Origin of the sequence: Pseudomonas veronii (assembly GCF_001439695.1) — a bacterium.
Classification (GTDB): domain Bacteria; phylum Pseudomonadota; class Gammaproteobacteria; order Pseudomonadales; family Pseudomonadaceae; genus Aquipseudomonas; species Aquipseudomonas veronii.
In genome coordinates, this window is the sequence record NZ_JYLL01000003.1 from 150,949 (window position 1) to 165,360 (window position 14,412).

14 protein-coding genes are annotated in these 14,412 nt (G+C 62.9%); 10 read left to right on the top strand and 4 right to left on the bottom strand.

What is annotated here, in order from left to right; translation table 11 throughout:
- The first annotated feature begins 214 nt into the window (after nt 1–214).
- From TU80_RS05035 to TU80_RS05050, 4 genes are all read left to right on the top strand, one after another.
- Nucleotides 215–1,570, top strand: coding sequence for a M16 family metallopeptidase (locus TU80_RS05035; RefSeq protein ID WP_017845024.1), 1,356 nt, complete (start codon nt 215–217; stop codon nt 1,568–1,570).
- Nucleotides 1,563–3,053, top strand: coding sequence for a M16 family metallopeptidase (locus TU80_RS05040; protein WP_057003958.1), 1,491 nt, complete (start codon nt 1,563–1,565; stop codon nt 3,051–3,053). The genes TU80_RS05035 and TU80_RS05040 overlap by 8 nt, the downstream gene beginning before the upstream one ends.
- Entirely contained in the window at nt 3,053–3,670 is a 618-nt protein-coding gene (gene rsmD / locus TU80_RS05045; RefSeq protein WP_017845026.1) for a 16S rRNA (guanine(966)-N(2))-methyltransferase RsmD, read from the top strand. Before TU80_RS05040 ends, rsmD begins: the two co-directional genes overlap by 1 nt.
- Before the next feature lie 62 nt (nt 3,671–3,732).
- A complete protein-coding gene (locus TU80_RS05050) occupies nt 3,733–4,728 on the top strand; it encodes a hydrolase (protein ID WP_046381750.1) in 996 nt (331 codons plus the stop codon).
- A gap of 27 nt (nt 4,729–4,755) precedes the next feature.
- Here the strand turns inward: TU80_RS05050 and TU80_RS05055 are convergent, their stop codons facing one another.
- A complete protein-coding gene (locus TU80_RS05055; protein ID WP_017845028.1) occupies nt 4,756–5,610 on the bottom strand; it encodes a sulfurtransferase in 855 nt (284 codons plus the stop codon).
- Between the two features lie 33 nt (nt 5,611–5,643).
- Nucleotides 5,644–6,315, bottom strand: a complete 672-nt coding sequence (locus tag TU80_RS05060; RefSeq protein ID WP_017845029.1) for a TetR/AcrR family transcriptional regulator — start codon at nt 6,313–6,315, stop codon at nt 5,644–5,646.
- A gap of 146 nt (nt 6,316–6,461) precedes the next feature.
- On the opposite strand from TU80_RS05060, the gene TU80_RS05065 reads away from it, so the two are divergent.
- From TU80_RS05065 to TU80_RS05085, 5 genes are all read left to right on the top strand, one after another.
- Entirely contained in the window at nt 6,462–7,889 is a 1,428-nt protein-coding gene (locus tag TU80_RS05065) for a coniferyl aldehyde dehydrogenase (RefSeq protein WP_057003959.1), read from the top strand.
- Nucleotides 7,890–7,917: 28 nt separating this feature from the next.
- A complete protein-coding gene (locus tag TU80_RS05070) occupies nt 7,918–8,463 on the top strand; it encodes a hypothetical protein (RefSeq protein WP_017845031.1) in 546 nt (181 codons plus the stop codon).
- Nucleotides 8,464–8,499: 36 nt separating this feature from the next.
- Nucleotides 8,500–10,095 carry a GMC family oxidoreductase gene (locus TU80_RS05075; RefSeq protein WP_057003960.1) on the top strand — a complete coding sequence of 532 codons (1,596 nt, stop codon included), beginning with the start codon at nt 8,500–8,502 and terminating at the stop codon, nt 10,093–10,095.
- Between the two features lie 103 nt (nt 10,096–10,198).
- Nucleotides 10,199–10,678 carry a pantetheine-phosphate adenylyltransferase gene (coaD, locus tag TU80_RS05080; protein ID WP_003176711.1) on the top strand — a complete coding sequence of 160 codons (480 nt, stop codon included), beginning with the start codon at nt 10,199–10,201 and terminating at the stop codon, nt 10,676–10,678.
- 103 nt (nt 10,679–10,781) lie between these two features.
- A complete protein-coding gene (locus tag TU80_RS05085) occupies nt 10,782–11,033 on the top strand; it encodes a YfhL family 4Fe-4S dicluster ferredoxin (protein ID WP_003195146.1) in 252 nt (83 codons plus the stop codon).
- 137 nt (nt 11,034–11,170) lie between these two features.
- Here the strand turns inward: TU80_RS05085 and mutM are convergent, their stop codons facing one another.
- The gene (mutM, locus tag TU80_RS05090; RefSeq protein ID WP_017845033.1) at nt 11,171–11,983 is read right to left on the bottom strand and encodes a bifunctional DNA-formamidopyrimidine glycosylase/DNA-(apurinic or apyrimidinic site) lyase; all 813 of its coding nucleotides are present in this window, start codon (nt 11,981–11,983) and stop codon (nt 11,171–11,173) included.
- Nucleotides 11,984–12,004: 21 nt separating this feature from the next.
- A complete protein-coding gene (locus tag TU80_RS05095; protein ID WP_169850532.1) occupies nt 12,005–12,817 on the bottom strand; it encodes an HDOD domain-containing protein in 813 nt (270 codons plus the stop codon).
- Nucleotides 12,818–13,057: 240 nt separating this feature from the next.
- Between TU80_RS05095 and TU80_RS05100 the strand changes: the two genes are divergently transcribed.
- The gene (locus tag TU80_RS05100; protein ID WP_057003961.1) at nt 13,058–14,254 is read left to right on the top strand and encodes a class I SAM-dependent rRNA methyltransferase; all 1,197 of its coding nucleotides are present in this window, start codon (nt 13,058–13,060) and stop codon (nt 14,252–14,254) included.
- The last annotated feature ends 158 nt before the right edge of the window (nt 14,255–14,412 follow it).

Sequence of the window (14,412 nt, forward strand, 5' to 3'; positions counted from 1 at the left end):
TCAACAAATCGATTCAATATGGAATTGAAGCGATAACATCGGCGAAAAGATGAAGATTGTCGGGGAAAACCGTAGCAAACTTCAAAATTCCTACAACTGAATCCAGAACGGTATGACGACCGCAGTGGCCGTCCCCAAATCGGATCAGTATCCTAGCACCTCCTCGCCCGCCGACGCTAAGACCAAGCGGGCAGCCCAACAGGTTTAAAAACGAATGAATGCTCTAGCCCGCCGCGCCGCAGGCCTGCTGCTCAGCACAGTTTGTCTGCCCCTCTCAGCCTTGGCTGCCGACCCACAACCCACCCACGAATTCACCCTGGATAACGGCCTCAAAGTGGTCGTGCGCGAAGACCATCGCGCGCCGGTGGTGGTTTCCCAGGTCTGGTACAAAGTCGGTTCGAGCTACGAAACCCCGGGCCAGACCGGTTTGTCCCACGCCCTGGAACACATGATGTTCAAGGGCAGTTCCAAGGTCGGCCCCGGCGAAGCCTCGCTGATCCTGCGCGACCTGGGCGCCGAAGAGAACGCCTTCACCAGCGACGACTACACCGCCTACTACCAAGTGCTGGCGCGTGACCGCCTGGGTGTCGCCTTCGAACTCGAAGCCGACCGCATGGCCAGCCTGCGCCTGCCAGCCGACGAGTTCAGCCGCGAAATCGAAGTCATCAAGGAAGAACGCCGCCTGCGCACCGACGACAACCCGATGTCCAAGGCCTTCGAGCGCTTCAAGGCCATGGCCTTCCCGGCCAGCGGCTACCACACGCCGACCATCGGCTGGATGGCCGACCTCGACCGCATGAAGGTCGAAGAACTGCGCCACTGGTACCAGTCCTGGTACGTGCCGAACAACGCCACCCTGGTGGTGGTCGGCGACGTGACCCCGGACGAGGTGAAGAACCTGGCCCAGCGCTACTTCGGCCCGATCCCCAAACGTGACGTGCCACCGGCGAAGATCCCGCTGGAACTGGCCGAGCCCGGTGAGCGCCTGCTGACGATGCATGTGCAGACCCAACTGCCGAGCGTGATCCTGGGCTTCAACGTGCCCGGCCTGGCCACCGCGCCAGACAAACGCTCGGTACAAGCCCTGCGCCTGATCTCGGCCCTGCTCGACGGCGGCTACAGCGCGCGCATTTCGGAACGGCTCGAACGCGGTGAAGAGCTGGTCTCCTCCGCCTCCACCAACTACGACGCCTACACCCGCGGTGACAGCCTGTTCACCCTGAGCGCCACACCGAACCAGCAGAAGAAAAAGACCATCGCACAAGCCGAAGCCGGCCTGTGGCGCCTGCTGGAAGAACTCAAAGCCAAGCCGCCGACCGCCGAGGAACTGGAGCGCATCCGCGCCCAGGTCATTGCCGGCCTGGTCTACCAGCGCGACTCGATCACCAGCCAGGCGACCGCCATCGGTTCCCTGGAAACCGTCGGCCTGTCCTGGAAATTGATGGACACCGAACTGGCCGACCTGCAAAGCGTGACCCCGGACGATATCCAGAAGGCCGCACGCACCTATTTCACCCGCGAACGTCTCAGCGTCGCCCATGTCCTGCCTGAGGAGACCGCTCATGAGTGATCGCAAAAGCAGCCGCCTGATCCTGCCCGGCCTGATCGCCGTCACCCTGATCGCGGCGAGCGCGGTGTATTTCCTGCGCCCAAGCGAATCCGTCGCCAGCCCGGCGCTGGAAAAAGCCCAGTCGACCCACACACTGCAATCCCTGGCGGAACTGGACGGCAAGGCGCCGACCAACCGCAAGCTCGACGTGCAGACCTGGAACACCGCCGAAGGCGCCAAGGTGCTGTTCGTCGAAGCCCACGAACTGCCGATGTTCGACATGCGTATCCTGTTCGCCGCCGGCAGCAGCCAGGACGGCAACGTCCCCGGCGTGGCGCTGATGACCAACGCCATGCTCAACGAAGGCGTGCCGGGCAAGAATGTGAGCCAGATCGCCAGCGGCTTTGAAGGCCTCGGCGCGGACTTCGGCAATGGCGCTTACCGCGACATGGCGCTGGTGTCCCTGCGCGGCCTGAGCGACAGCGACAAGCGCGACGCCGCCCTGGCGCTGTTTGACCAGGTGATCGGCAAACCGACCTTCCCCGCCGACTCCCTGGCGCGCATCAAGAACCAGATCCTCGCCGGCTTTGAGTATCAGAAGCAGAACCCCGGCAAACTGGCGAGCCTGGAGCTGTTCAAGCGCCTGTACGGCGACCACCCGTATGCTCACCCGAGCGAAGGCACGGCCGAGAGCGTTCCGAAAATCACCCAGGCGCAGTTGCAGGCATTCCACGCCAAGGCGTATGCCGCGGGTAACGCTGTGATTGCCGTAGTGGGCGACCTGACCCGCGCCGAGGCCGAAGCCATGACTGCCAAGGTCTCGGCCTCGCTGCCCAAAGGCCCGGCCCTGGCGAAGATCGCCCAGCCGACCGAGTCCAAGGCCGGTTTGAGCCATATCGAGTTCCCGTCCAAGCAGACGCACCTGCTGTTCGCGCAACTGGGCATCGATCGCGCCGACCCGGACTACGCCGCCCTGTCCCTGGGCAACCAGATCCTCGGCGGCGGGGGCTTCGGCACCCGCTTGATGAGTGAAGTGCGCGAGAAGCGCGGCCTGACCTACGGCGTCTACTCCGGTTTCTCGCCGATGCAAGTGCGCGGCCCGTTCATGATCAACCTGCAGACCCGCGCGGAAATGAGCGGCGGCACCCTGCGCCTGGTGGAAGACGTGCTGGCCGACTACCTCAAGACCGGCCCGACGCAAAAGGAGCTGGATGACGCCAAGCGCGAGCTGAGCGGCAGCTTCCCGCTGTCCACCGCGAGCAACGCCGATATCGTCGGGCAGCTGGGCGCCATGGGTTTCTACAACCTGCCGCTGAGCTATCTGGAAGATTTCATGAAACAATCCCAGGCCCTGACCGTAGAACAGGTCAAAGCGGCTTTGAACAAACACCTGAGCGCCGACAAGATGGTCATCGTGACCGCCGGCCCGACGACTGCGCAAAAGCCACTACCGCCCCCCACTGATAAACCTGCCGAGCAGCCGCTCGGGGTTCCGGAGCATTAATGGCCAGTTCATCTCGCCCGAAAAAACCTGTCCACAACGTGCATAACGGTGTGGGCCAACTGCGCATCATTGGCGGTGAATGGGGCAGCCGCAAGCTCAGCTTCCCCGACGTCGTGGGCCTGCGCCCAACGCCGGATCGCGTGCGTGAAACCCTGTTCAACTGGCTGGCACCCTACATCGCCGGGGCCAAGGTACTCGACCCGTTTGCCGGCAGCGGCGCGCTGTTCCTCGAGGCGCTGTCCCGTGGCGCGGCCCAGGCACAGGCGCTGGATGCCAGCAATGTGGCGGTGTCCAGCCTCAAGGAACACCTGGGCACCCTGCGTTGCACCAACGGCCAGGTGCAGACCGCCGACGCGCTGCGCTACCTGGAAACCCAGGCCGCCAGCGAATACGACGTGGTGTTCCTCGACCCGCCGTTCAACCAGAACCTGCTGCCGACCGTGTGCGCGTTGCTGGAAGAGCGCCAATGGCTGGCGCCGGACTCGTGGATCTACACTGAAAGCGAAAGTGCGCCATCCAGCCTGGGCCTGCCCGGCAGCTGGCGCCTGCACCGGGAACAAAAATCCGGGCGGGTGTATTACGCATTGTGGCAACGTTCGGTACAGCCCTCGGCCTGAACGGGCTTTTGTGGCGAGCAAGCTCGCTCGCCACAGTGAGTCCGCGTGCCACAGAGAGTGTCATGACCCCCTCTTCAGACCTGTTCAAACCCGCCTTCGGCCTCGGCAACCCTCATCTGCAAACGTTGTGGGGGCCGCTGTGGCGCCCGACCACGCACCTCGAACGCCCACGCGAACGCCTGTGGCTGGACGACGGCGACTTTCTCGACCTCGACTGGCATGGCCCCCATGACGCGCAAGCGCCGTTGGTGCTGGTACTGCATGGGTTGACCGGTTCGTCCAACTCGCCTTACGTGGCCGGCCTGCAAAAAGCCCTCGCTGCCCAGGGCTGGGCCAGTGCGGCCTTGAACTGGCGCGGATGCTCGGGCGAGCCGAACCTGTTGGCGCGCAGCTACCACTCGGGCGCCAGCGAAGACCTGGCGGCAGCGATTGCCCATCTGCGCGCCAAGCGGCCGTTGGCGCCGTTGTATGCGGTGGGTTATTCCCTGGGGGGCAACGTGCTGCTCAAGCATTTGGGCGAAACCGGCGCGAATTCGGGGCTGCAAGGCGCGGCGGCGGTGTCGGTGCCGTTTCGTCTGGATCAGTGCGCCGATCGCATCGGCCTGGGCTTTTCGCGGGTGTACCAGAAGCACTTCATGCGCGAGATGGTGGCGTATATCCGCGTCAAGCAAAGCCGCTTTTTACAGGATGGTCGCGCTGAAGGGCTTAAGGCCCTGGAGGCACTCGGGTCTCTGGAGAAGATGCACACGTTCTGGGACTTCGACGGCCGGGTCACCGCGCCGCTGCATGGTTTCCTCAGTGCCGAAGACTATTACCGCCGCGCGTCGAGCCGTTACTACCTGGGCGATATCCGCACGCCGACCCTGATCATCCAGGCGGCCGATGACCCGTTCGTCTTCGCCCATAGCCTGCCCGAAGCCAGCGAGTTGTCGGATTGCACCGAGTTCGAATTGCTGGCCAAGGGTGGGCATGTGGGGTTTGTCGACGGTTCGCTGAAGCGCCCCGGTTACTACCTGGAGCGGCGGATTCCACAATGGCTGCTGACACAACCCCGTTAAACAAGGTGGGTTTACACGCAGGACAACTCAGTCGCCCGTCGCGATTTCCCGCGTTGGATCGGTAATCCACTCGCTCCACGAGCCCGCATACAACTTGCCCAACGGGTAACCCGCCAGGCTCAGGGCGAACAGGTTATGGCACGCCGTCACGCCCGAACCGCAATACGCCACCAACTCATCCGGCGAACGGCCTTGCAACTGGGCGGCGAAGCGCTGCTTGAGCTGCTCGGCCGGCAGGAAACGCCCATCGCTGCCCAGGTTTTCGGTGAACGCCGCACATTGCGCGCCGGGAATGTGCCCGGCAATCGGGTCGATAGGCTCGACATCGCCGCGAAAGCGCGGCTGGGCGCGGGCGTCGATCAGGGTCAGGCCCGGTTGGCCCAGGCGTTTTTGCAGCTGCTTGGCATCCAGCAACAGGCGATTGTCCGGCGTGCCGACAAAGGTGCCGCGCTCGATCACCGGCGCATCCAGGCTTAACGGGAAGCCGGCCGCGTGCCAGGCCTTCAAGCCACCGTCCAGGATAAACACGCCATCACGCTTGCCCAGCCACGCCAGCGACCACCAGGTGCGGGCGGCATAAACACCCGGGCCGTCGTCGTAGAGCACCACATCGGTATCGGCATTGATGCCCCAGGCACGCAGTTGCTCGGCGAGCGTCTGCGCCTGCGGCAACGGGTGACGCCCGGTCACGCCCTTGGTCACCGGCCCACTGAGATGGCGCTCCAGGTCGGCATATTGCGCGCCTTCGATATGCCCTTCGGCGTAGCTGCACATTCCGTAGTCCGGGTCTTCCAGGGCAAAGCGGCAGTCAAGTATCACCAGAGCGCCGCGCTGTTGGCGCTCGGCCAGTTGCTGGGGGCTGATCAGTTGGGCAAGTGGCATGACAGACTCCTGTGAACAAATTCGGGAAAGATCCTACTTCACTTCTTCCAGTGCCTGGTTCAACGGCACGTAAAACTCTTTGAACAGTGCATCCACCGCCGCTTTGGCCTGCGGCGTGACAAACCCCGCTTCCAGCACCAGCACCTGATACACCCCGCGCTTGATCGCTTCGGCGCTCAGATGTGTGGACTTTTCATTGGTGGTACACAAAAACCGCACCCAGGAGGTAAGGATGATCCAGGCGTTGAGGGTCAGCGCCTCGGTTTGCACCGGGTCCATATTGAGAATGCCGGCATCGACAAACCCTCGGTAAATGGCGCCACCCTGAATCAGACAACGCTGGGAAAAGCGCCGGTAGCCGGTGGCCAGTTCCGGGTCGCTCTCCAGCAGGTGTTCGAGGTCACGGTGCAGGAAACGGTAGCGCCACATGCCGGCCAGGACCGCCTGCAGGTAGAAGCGCTTGTCCTCCACCACCATGGTGCGACCCTGGGGCGGGCGCAGGAAACTGTCGACCAAGGCTTCGTATTCGCGAAACAGCACGGCGATGATCGCCTGCTTGTTGGGGAAATGGTAGTACAGGTTGCCCGGCGAAATTTCCATATGGGCGGCGATATGGTTGGTGCTGACACTGCGCTCGCCCTGCTGGTTAAAAAGCTCCAGGCTGGTTTGCACAATGCGCTCGCTGGTCTTTACTCGTGGTGCCATAGGGGATCAGCTTCTGTACACGTGATCGACCATCTTACGGCCTAACCTTGCCGGGATAAATCCAGTTATGGCTGCAATGCCATTTGACAATTTAGAGCAATAACTCTAAAAATCCAGGCAGACCAATAACAATCCGGAACTGCACCATGTCTGCCAACGTTGCCTACCCGCAAGATTCCCAGACACTGGATCAACTCCAGGGCCTGTTCGACGCCCAACGCCGCGCCTACGCCGCCAACCCGATGCCGCCGGCCGCGCAACGCCAGCAATGGCTCAAGGCCTTGCGCGAAGTGCTCAGCGACGAACGCCAGGCGCTGATCGACGCGATCAGCCAGGACTTCAGCCATCGCAGCGCCGACGAAACCCTGTTCGCCGAACTGATGCCCAGCCTGCATGGCATTCACTATGCGAGCAAACACCTCAGTGGCTGGATGAAACCTTCCCGCCGCGCTGTAGGCATTGCCTTCCAGCCCGCCTCGGCCAAAGTCATCTACCAACCGCTGGGCGTGGTCGGGGTGATCGTGCCCTGGAACTACCCGCTGTACCTGGCCATCGGGCCATTGGTGGGTGCGTTGGCCGCGGGCAACCGGGTGATGCTCAAACTCAGCGAATCGACCCCGGCCACCGGCGAACTGCTCAAGACCCTGCTGGCGAAGGTCTTCCCCGAAGACCTGGTGTGCGTGGTGCTGGGCGAGGCCGACGTCGGCATGGCATTTTCCAGGCTGCGCTTCGATCATCTGCTGTTCACCGGCGCCACCAGCATCGGTAAACATGTGATGCGCGCGGCGGCCGAGCATCTGACCCCGGTCACGCTGGAACTGGGCGGCAAATCGCCGGCGATCGTTTCCGCCGATGTGCCCCTCAAGGACGCCGCCGAACGCATCGCCTTCGGCAAGGCCCTGAACGCCGGGCAAACCTGCGTGGCGCCGGACTACGTGCTGGTGCCGGAAGATCGCGTCGAGGGTTTCGTCGAGGCCTACAGCAAGGCGCTTCGCGGTTTTTACCCGACGCTGGCCAACAACCCGGACTACACCGCCATCATCAACGAACGGCAACTGGCCCGGCTCAACGCCTACGTGAAGGACGCCACCGACAAGGGCGCCACCCTGATCCCTCTGTACGACCAGGGCCAGGCACGCCGCATGGCCCACAGCCTGCTGTTGAATGTCAGCGATGAAATGACGGTGATGCAGGACGAAATCTTCGGCCCGGTGCTGCCGATCGTGCCCTATCGCGGCATCGACCAAGCCTTTGCCTACATCAATCAGCGGCCTCGCCCACTGGCCCTGTACTACTTCGGCTACAACAAGCGCGAACAGAACCGCGTACTCCACGAAACCCACTCCGGCGGCGTATGCCTGAACGACACGCTGCTGCATGTGGCTCAGGACGACATGCCTTTCGGCGGCATCGGCCCGTCGGGCATGGGCCACTACCACGGCCATGAAGGGTTCCTCACGTTCAGCAAGGCCAAGGGCGTGCTGGTCAAGCAGCGCCTGAACGCCGCGAAGTTGATCTACCCGCCCTACGGCAAATCGATCCAGAAGCTGATCCAGAAGCTGTTTATCCGCTGATACCGCCACCCTCGGGATAACCATAACAATGAACCCAAGCCTGACTGATTCACCCGCGCTGTCGCGGCGCGGCGTCCTGAAAATCGGCCTGTGCGCCAGCGCCTTCCTGGCCACCGCCGGGCTGGGCGCGAGCCTCAGCGGCTGCTCCAGCAGCACTCCGGCCAGCGGCTTTGCCCTGTTGCGCAGCAGCGACTTGCCGTTTCTGCGCGCGGTGATCCCGGTGCTGCTGGAAGGCGTGGCCAGCGCCCAGGAAGTCGCCAGCGGGATTGAAGACACCCTGAAAAAACTCGACTACAGCCTGCAGCACCTGTCGCCGGAGATGTTCAAGCTGACCCAGCAACTGTTCGACGTGCTGGGCATGGGCATCACCCGCGGCCCACTGACCGGGATCTGGGGCAGTTGGGAAAACGCCAGTGGCGAACAGATCCGCAACTTCCTGCACCGCTGGGAAAACAGCTACCTGAACCTGCTGCGCATGGGCCAGGGTTCGTTGCTCAAGCTGGTGATCATGGCCTGGTACTTCCGGCCGGCGTCCTGGGCCCATTGCGGCTACCCCGGGCCGCCGAAGATCTGATTCGCATCCCCCCAATAAAAACAAGAGACGACCCCGATGCCTGTACCCGATCTGTTCCGCGCCGGCCTGGCCCGCGGCTGGAAAACCCACAATGGCGCCGCCCTCGACCGCGACCTGACGCTGGAAGCCGACGTAGCGATCATCGGCAGCGGTGCCGGCGGCGGCACCACTGCCGAAATCCTCAGCGCCGCCGGCTACAAAGTGCTGCTGATCGAAGAAGGCCCGCTCAAGACCAGCAGCGATTTCAAGCTGCTCGAAGACGAGGCCTACGCCAGCCTGTATCAAGAAGGCATCGGCCGCATGAGCAAGGACGGCGCCATCACCATCCTGCAAGGCCGGGCCGTGGGCGGCACCACGCTGATCAACTGGACCTCCAGCTTCCGCACCCCGGACGCCACCCTCAGCCACTGGGCCAGCGAATATGCGGTCAAGGGCCACAGCAGCGCGGACATGGCGCCATGGTTCGAAAAAATGGAACAGCGCCTGGGCATCGCTCCCTGGGCCATGCCGCCCAACGCCAACAACGACGTGATCCGCAAAGGCTGCGAACAGTTGGGCTACAGCTGGCATGTGATCCCGCGCAACGTGCGCGGCTGCTTCAACCTGGGTTATTGCGGCATGGGTTGCCCGGTCAACGCCAAGCAGTCGATGCTGGTGACCACCATCCCCTCCACCCTGGAGAAAGGCGGCGAGCTGCTGTACCTGGCCCGCGCCGAACGCCTGGTCTACAGCGGCGACCGCATCAATAGCCTGGAATGCGTGGCCATGGACGAACGCTGCGTGGCGCCGACTGGACGCAAGATCACGGTCAAGGCCAGGCATTACGTGCTGGCCGGCGGCGGCATCAACAGCCCGGCGCTGCTGATGCGCTCGGCCGCCCCCGACCCGCATTCGCGGCTGGGCAAGCGCACCTTTTTGCATTTGGTGAACTTCTCCGCGGCGCTGTTCGACGAGGTGATCAACCCGTTCTATGGCGCGCCGCAGTCGATCTATTCCGATCACTTCCAATGGCTGGACGGCACCACCGGCAGAATGTCGTACAAGCTCGAAGCGCCGCCGCTGCACCCGGCGCTGGCCAGTACGCTGCTCGGCGGCTACGGCACCCAGAACGCCCTGGACATGAGCCAATTGCCACATACCCACGCAATGCTTGCCCTGCTGCGCGACGGCTTCCACCCCGACAGCCCCGGCGGCAGCGTTGAACTGCGCGGCGACGGCACACCGGTGCTCGATTACCAGGTTTCGCCTTACGCCTGGGACGGCCTGCGCCGCGCGTTCCACAGCATGGCCGAGATCCAGTTCGCGGCGGGCGCCAAGTCGGTCAAACCGCTGCATCACGATGCGCGCTACGTGAAGACCCTGGCCGAAGCACGCAGCCTGATCGACGGCCTCAACCTGGAATTGCACCGCACCTGCCTGGGCAGCGCCCACGTGATGGGCGGCTGCGCCATGGGCGAAGAGCCGAAAAATGCGGTGGCCGACAGCCTCGGTCGCCATCACCAGTTGCGCAACCTGTCGATCCACGATGGTTCGCTGTTCCCCACCAGCATTGGCGCCAACCCGCAGTTGTCGGTGTACGGATTGACCGCGCAACTGGCGAGCGCATTGGCCGAACGTCTGAAAACGGCATGAAAAAACAGGGTATTTCGCGGGTCTATCTGCATAAGTCGACTTGGCCGACCGGGACGGCTGCGATACCATCCGGTTCCCCAACGGACTCCGCCAGGACGACGCGATGAACCGAGTGTTGTACCCAGGTACCTTCGACCCGATTACCAAAGGCCATGGCGATCTGGTCGAACGCGCCTCGCGCTTGTTCGACCATGTGATCATCGCGGTCGCTGCCAGCCCCAAGAAAAACCCGCTGTTTCCCCTGGAACAGCGCGTGGAGCTGGCGCGCGAGGTCACCAAGCACCTGCCCAACGTCGAAGTGGTGGGTTTCTCGACGCTGCTGGCACATTTCGCCAAAGAGCAGAACGCCAATGTGTTCCTGCGCGGCCTGCGCGCGGTATCGGACTTCGAATACGAATTCCAGTTGGCCAACATGAACCGCCAACTGGCGCCGGACGTGGAAAGCCTGTTCCTCACGCCGTCGGAGCGTTATTCGTTCATTTCCTCGACGCTGGTCCGTGAAATCGCGGCCCTGGGCGGGGATATCACCAAGTTCGTGCATCCGGCCGTGGCTGATGCGCTGACCCTGCGCTTCAAGAAGTAAGACCGCTCACTCGGCGCCCGCTCGCACTGCGGGCGCCAATGCGGCACAATTGCGCGCATTAGTTTTCCAGATGCCTTGGCTGACTGCCCTGGCAGGAGTTTTCATGTCCTTGATCATCACCGACGATTGCATCAACTGCGACGTCTGCGAACCCGAGTGCCCGAACGCCGCGATTTCCCAAGGCGAAGAGATCTACGTGATCGACCCCAACCTCTGCACCCAGTGCGTCGGCCACTACGACGAACCGCAGTGCCAGCAGGTGTGCCCGGTGGATTGCATTCCACTGGATGAAGCCCATCCGGAGACTGAAGAACAGTTGATGGAGAAATACCGGAAGATTACCGGTAAGGCTTGAGCCTGGTGGCGTCTGTGAGGGCCTCATCGGGGGCAAGTCGAATCGTCGCACCGCCCCTCCCACACGTTGATGTGTGAATACATTTAAATGTGGGAGGGGGCTTGCCCCCGATGGCGATATCCGCCATCACACAGCAATCAGCTCTGACACTTAGGGCAAAACACACTCGCCCGCTGCCCCAGCACCACATTGCGCAACTCGCTCCCGCAGACCTTGCACGCCTCGCCGCCCCGGCCGTAGACGAACAGTTCCTGCTGGAAATACCCCGGCTGCCCATCGCCGCCGATAAAGTCGCGCAAGGTGGTGCCGCCGCGCTCGATGGCGGCCGCCAGAATGCGCTTGATCTCGATCGCCAGCTTCAAATAGCGCCCGCGTGAAATGCCACCGGCCTCGCGGCGCGGATCGATCCCCGCCGCGAACAGCGCTTCGGTCGCGTAGATATTGCCCACGCCCACCACCACCGCGTTGTCCATGATGAACGGTTTGACCGCCATCGAACGCCCACGCGACAGTTTGAACAGGCGTTCGCCATCGAACAGGTCGGTCAACGGCTCCGGCCCCAGGCGGATCAGCAGTTCGTGGTTATGCGGGTCCTGGCTCCAGAGCATCGCGCCAAAACGCCGAGGGTCGGTGTAGCGCAGGGCCAGGCCCGACTCCAGCTCGATGTCCACATGCTCATGCTTGGCCGCCGGCAGGCCGACTTCCACCAGGCGCAGGTTGCCCGACATGCCCAGGTGACTGATCAGGGTGCCCACTTCGGCGTTGATCAACAGGTACTTGGCCCGCCGCTCCACCAGCACGATGCGCTGCCCGGACAGGCGTACATCGAGGTCTTCCGGGATCGGCCAGCGCAGGCGTCGCTCACGCACCACGACGCGGCTGACCCGCTGGCCTTCCAGGTGCGGCGCAATCCCGCGCCGAGTGGTTTCGACTTCTGGTAACTCGGGCATGTGTGCCTCGTGAGGTAAGGGTCAGTGCGCGCCCAGTTCGCGGATCGACAACTTCATGCTTTCGAAGTCGTAGTCCGACAGGCCCACGTAGTCCAGCACCAGATGGCCAATCGCGTCCCACTCATAGTCGACCGGCTGGTTGCCCAACACCCGGTACGACGCGCAGATGTGCTCGGCCATTTTCAGGATCGCCAGCAGGTTCTTGAGCTGCGGATTGCGCGGCGACTCATCGCTGAAGATCGCCAGGGCGTTGTGATGGTTGGCAATGGCGTCGGTCACATGCTCCGGCAGGCGCCAGGACTTGGCGGTGTAATAGCCGACCACCGCATGGTTGGTGTTGAACGCATTGTTTTCGGTGTCGACCACTCGGCAGTCGGCACCGGCATTGGCGTAGGACTCTTCGAGCACCACCATGTAATTGGGGAAGCGCTTGAGCATCAGCGGCACGCCGCAATCGTGGAACAGCCCCAGGGCATAGGCTTCGTCCACCGCCTGGGCGCCGGTGCGCTTGGCCAGGGTGAGGCAGGTCATGGCCACGTCCTGGGCGGTGTCCCAGAAACGGTTGAGGGTGACGATGGTGTCGTCGCTCATCTCGCCCTTGATCGACAGGGCGTTGATCAGGTTGATGATCGAACGGCTGCCCAGCAGGTTAACGGCGCGCTGGATCGAGGCGATCTTGTTGCTCAGGCCGTAATACGACGAGTTGACGATCTTCAGCAGCGCGCCGGACAGGCCCGGGTCCTGGGAAATCAACCGCGCGATCACTTCCAGGTCCGGGTCGGGCATGTACTGTTCCATCTGCAAATCCACCATGATTTGCGGCTGAGGCGGCACACTGATGCCTTGCAGGGCCTGCTGGATCTGTTCGGCGGAAAGCTCTTGGGACATAAGTACACACTCTGGGCGAGAGGGGGATTCTAACCCCGATGGGAAGCTGACCGACACCTCAAAAAACCAAATGGCACTCCTATCAAATGGACGCCACAGCACGCGCCCCCCCTGCAACCCATCAGGCCAAGCCACGAAATGTAATGCAACACGGTATACTCCCGCTCTTTTTTCCGGAGCGACGTCATGTCCCTGCCAAGCCTGCGTCTCAAAGCCAACGCCGATCGTCGTTTGCGCAACGGCCACCTGTGGGTCTACAGCAACGAAATCGACGTGGCCGCCACCCCACTTCACGGCTTCCAGGCGGGCGACCAGGCCATCCTCGAAGCGGCCGGCGGCAAGACCCTGGGCATCGTGGCCATGAGCCCGAACAACCTGATCTGCGCGCGCCTGCTGTCGCGTGACATCAAGTTGCCTTTGGACAAGTCGCTGCTGGTACACCGCCTGAACGTCGCCCTGTCCCTGCGCGACCGTCTGTTCGACAAGCCGTTCTACCGCCTGGTCTACGGCGATTCCGACCTGCTGCCGGGCCTGGTGGTCGACCGTTTCGGCGACATCCTGGTGGTGCAGATCGCCTCGGCGACCATGGAAGCGCATAAAGAAGACGTGATCGCCGCCCTGACCCAAGTGCTCAAGCCGAGCGGCATTCTGTTCAAGAACGACTCCGCCGCGCGCGACGCCGAAGGCCTCAACCGTTACGTCGAAACCGTGTTCGGCCTGGTGCCGGAGTGGGTCGCGCTGGAAGAAAACGGCGTGAAATTCGAAGCCCCGGTGATCCAGGGCCAGAAAACCGGCTGGTTCTATGACCACCGCATGAACCGCGCACGCCTGGCCCCGTATGCCAAAGGCAAGCGCGTCCTCGATCTGTACAGCTACATCGGCGGCTGGGGCGTGCAAGCCGCGGCCTTCGGCGCCACTGAAGTGTTCTGCGTCGACGCCTCGGCCTTCGCCCTCGACGGCGTCGAGCGCAACGCCGCGCTGAACGGCGTCGCCGAGAAAATGACCTGCATTGAAGGCGACGTCTTCGAAGCCCTCAAAGAGCTGAAAGCCAGCGAAGAACGCTTCGACGTGATCGTCGCCGACCCACCGGCCTTCATCAAACGCAAAAAAGACATGAAAAACGGCGAAGGCGCCTACCGCCGCCTCAACGAGCAAGCCATGCGCCTGCTCAGCAAGGACGGCATCCTGGTCAGCGCCTCGTGCTCGATGCACCTGCCGGAAGACGACCTGCAAAACATCCTGCTGACCAGCGCCCGCCACCTGGACCGCAACATCCAGATGCTCGAACGCGGCGGCCAGGGCCCGGATCACCCGGTGCACCCGGCGATTGCCGAGACGCGCTACATCAAGAGCATCACCTGCCGGTTGCTGCCAAATAGCTAAAGACCAAAACCGTCCCCCTGTAGGAGCGAGCTCGCTCGCGAAAAACGCATAGACGACGCGGGCTACCTGATAGCGCTGCGTCATCGTTGACGTGCTTCGCGAGCAAGCTCGCTCCTACAGGGGCGGCGTACACCAATATGGGACGCTTCGCACAATAG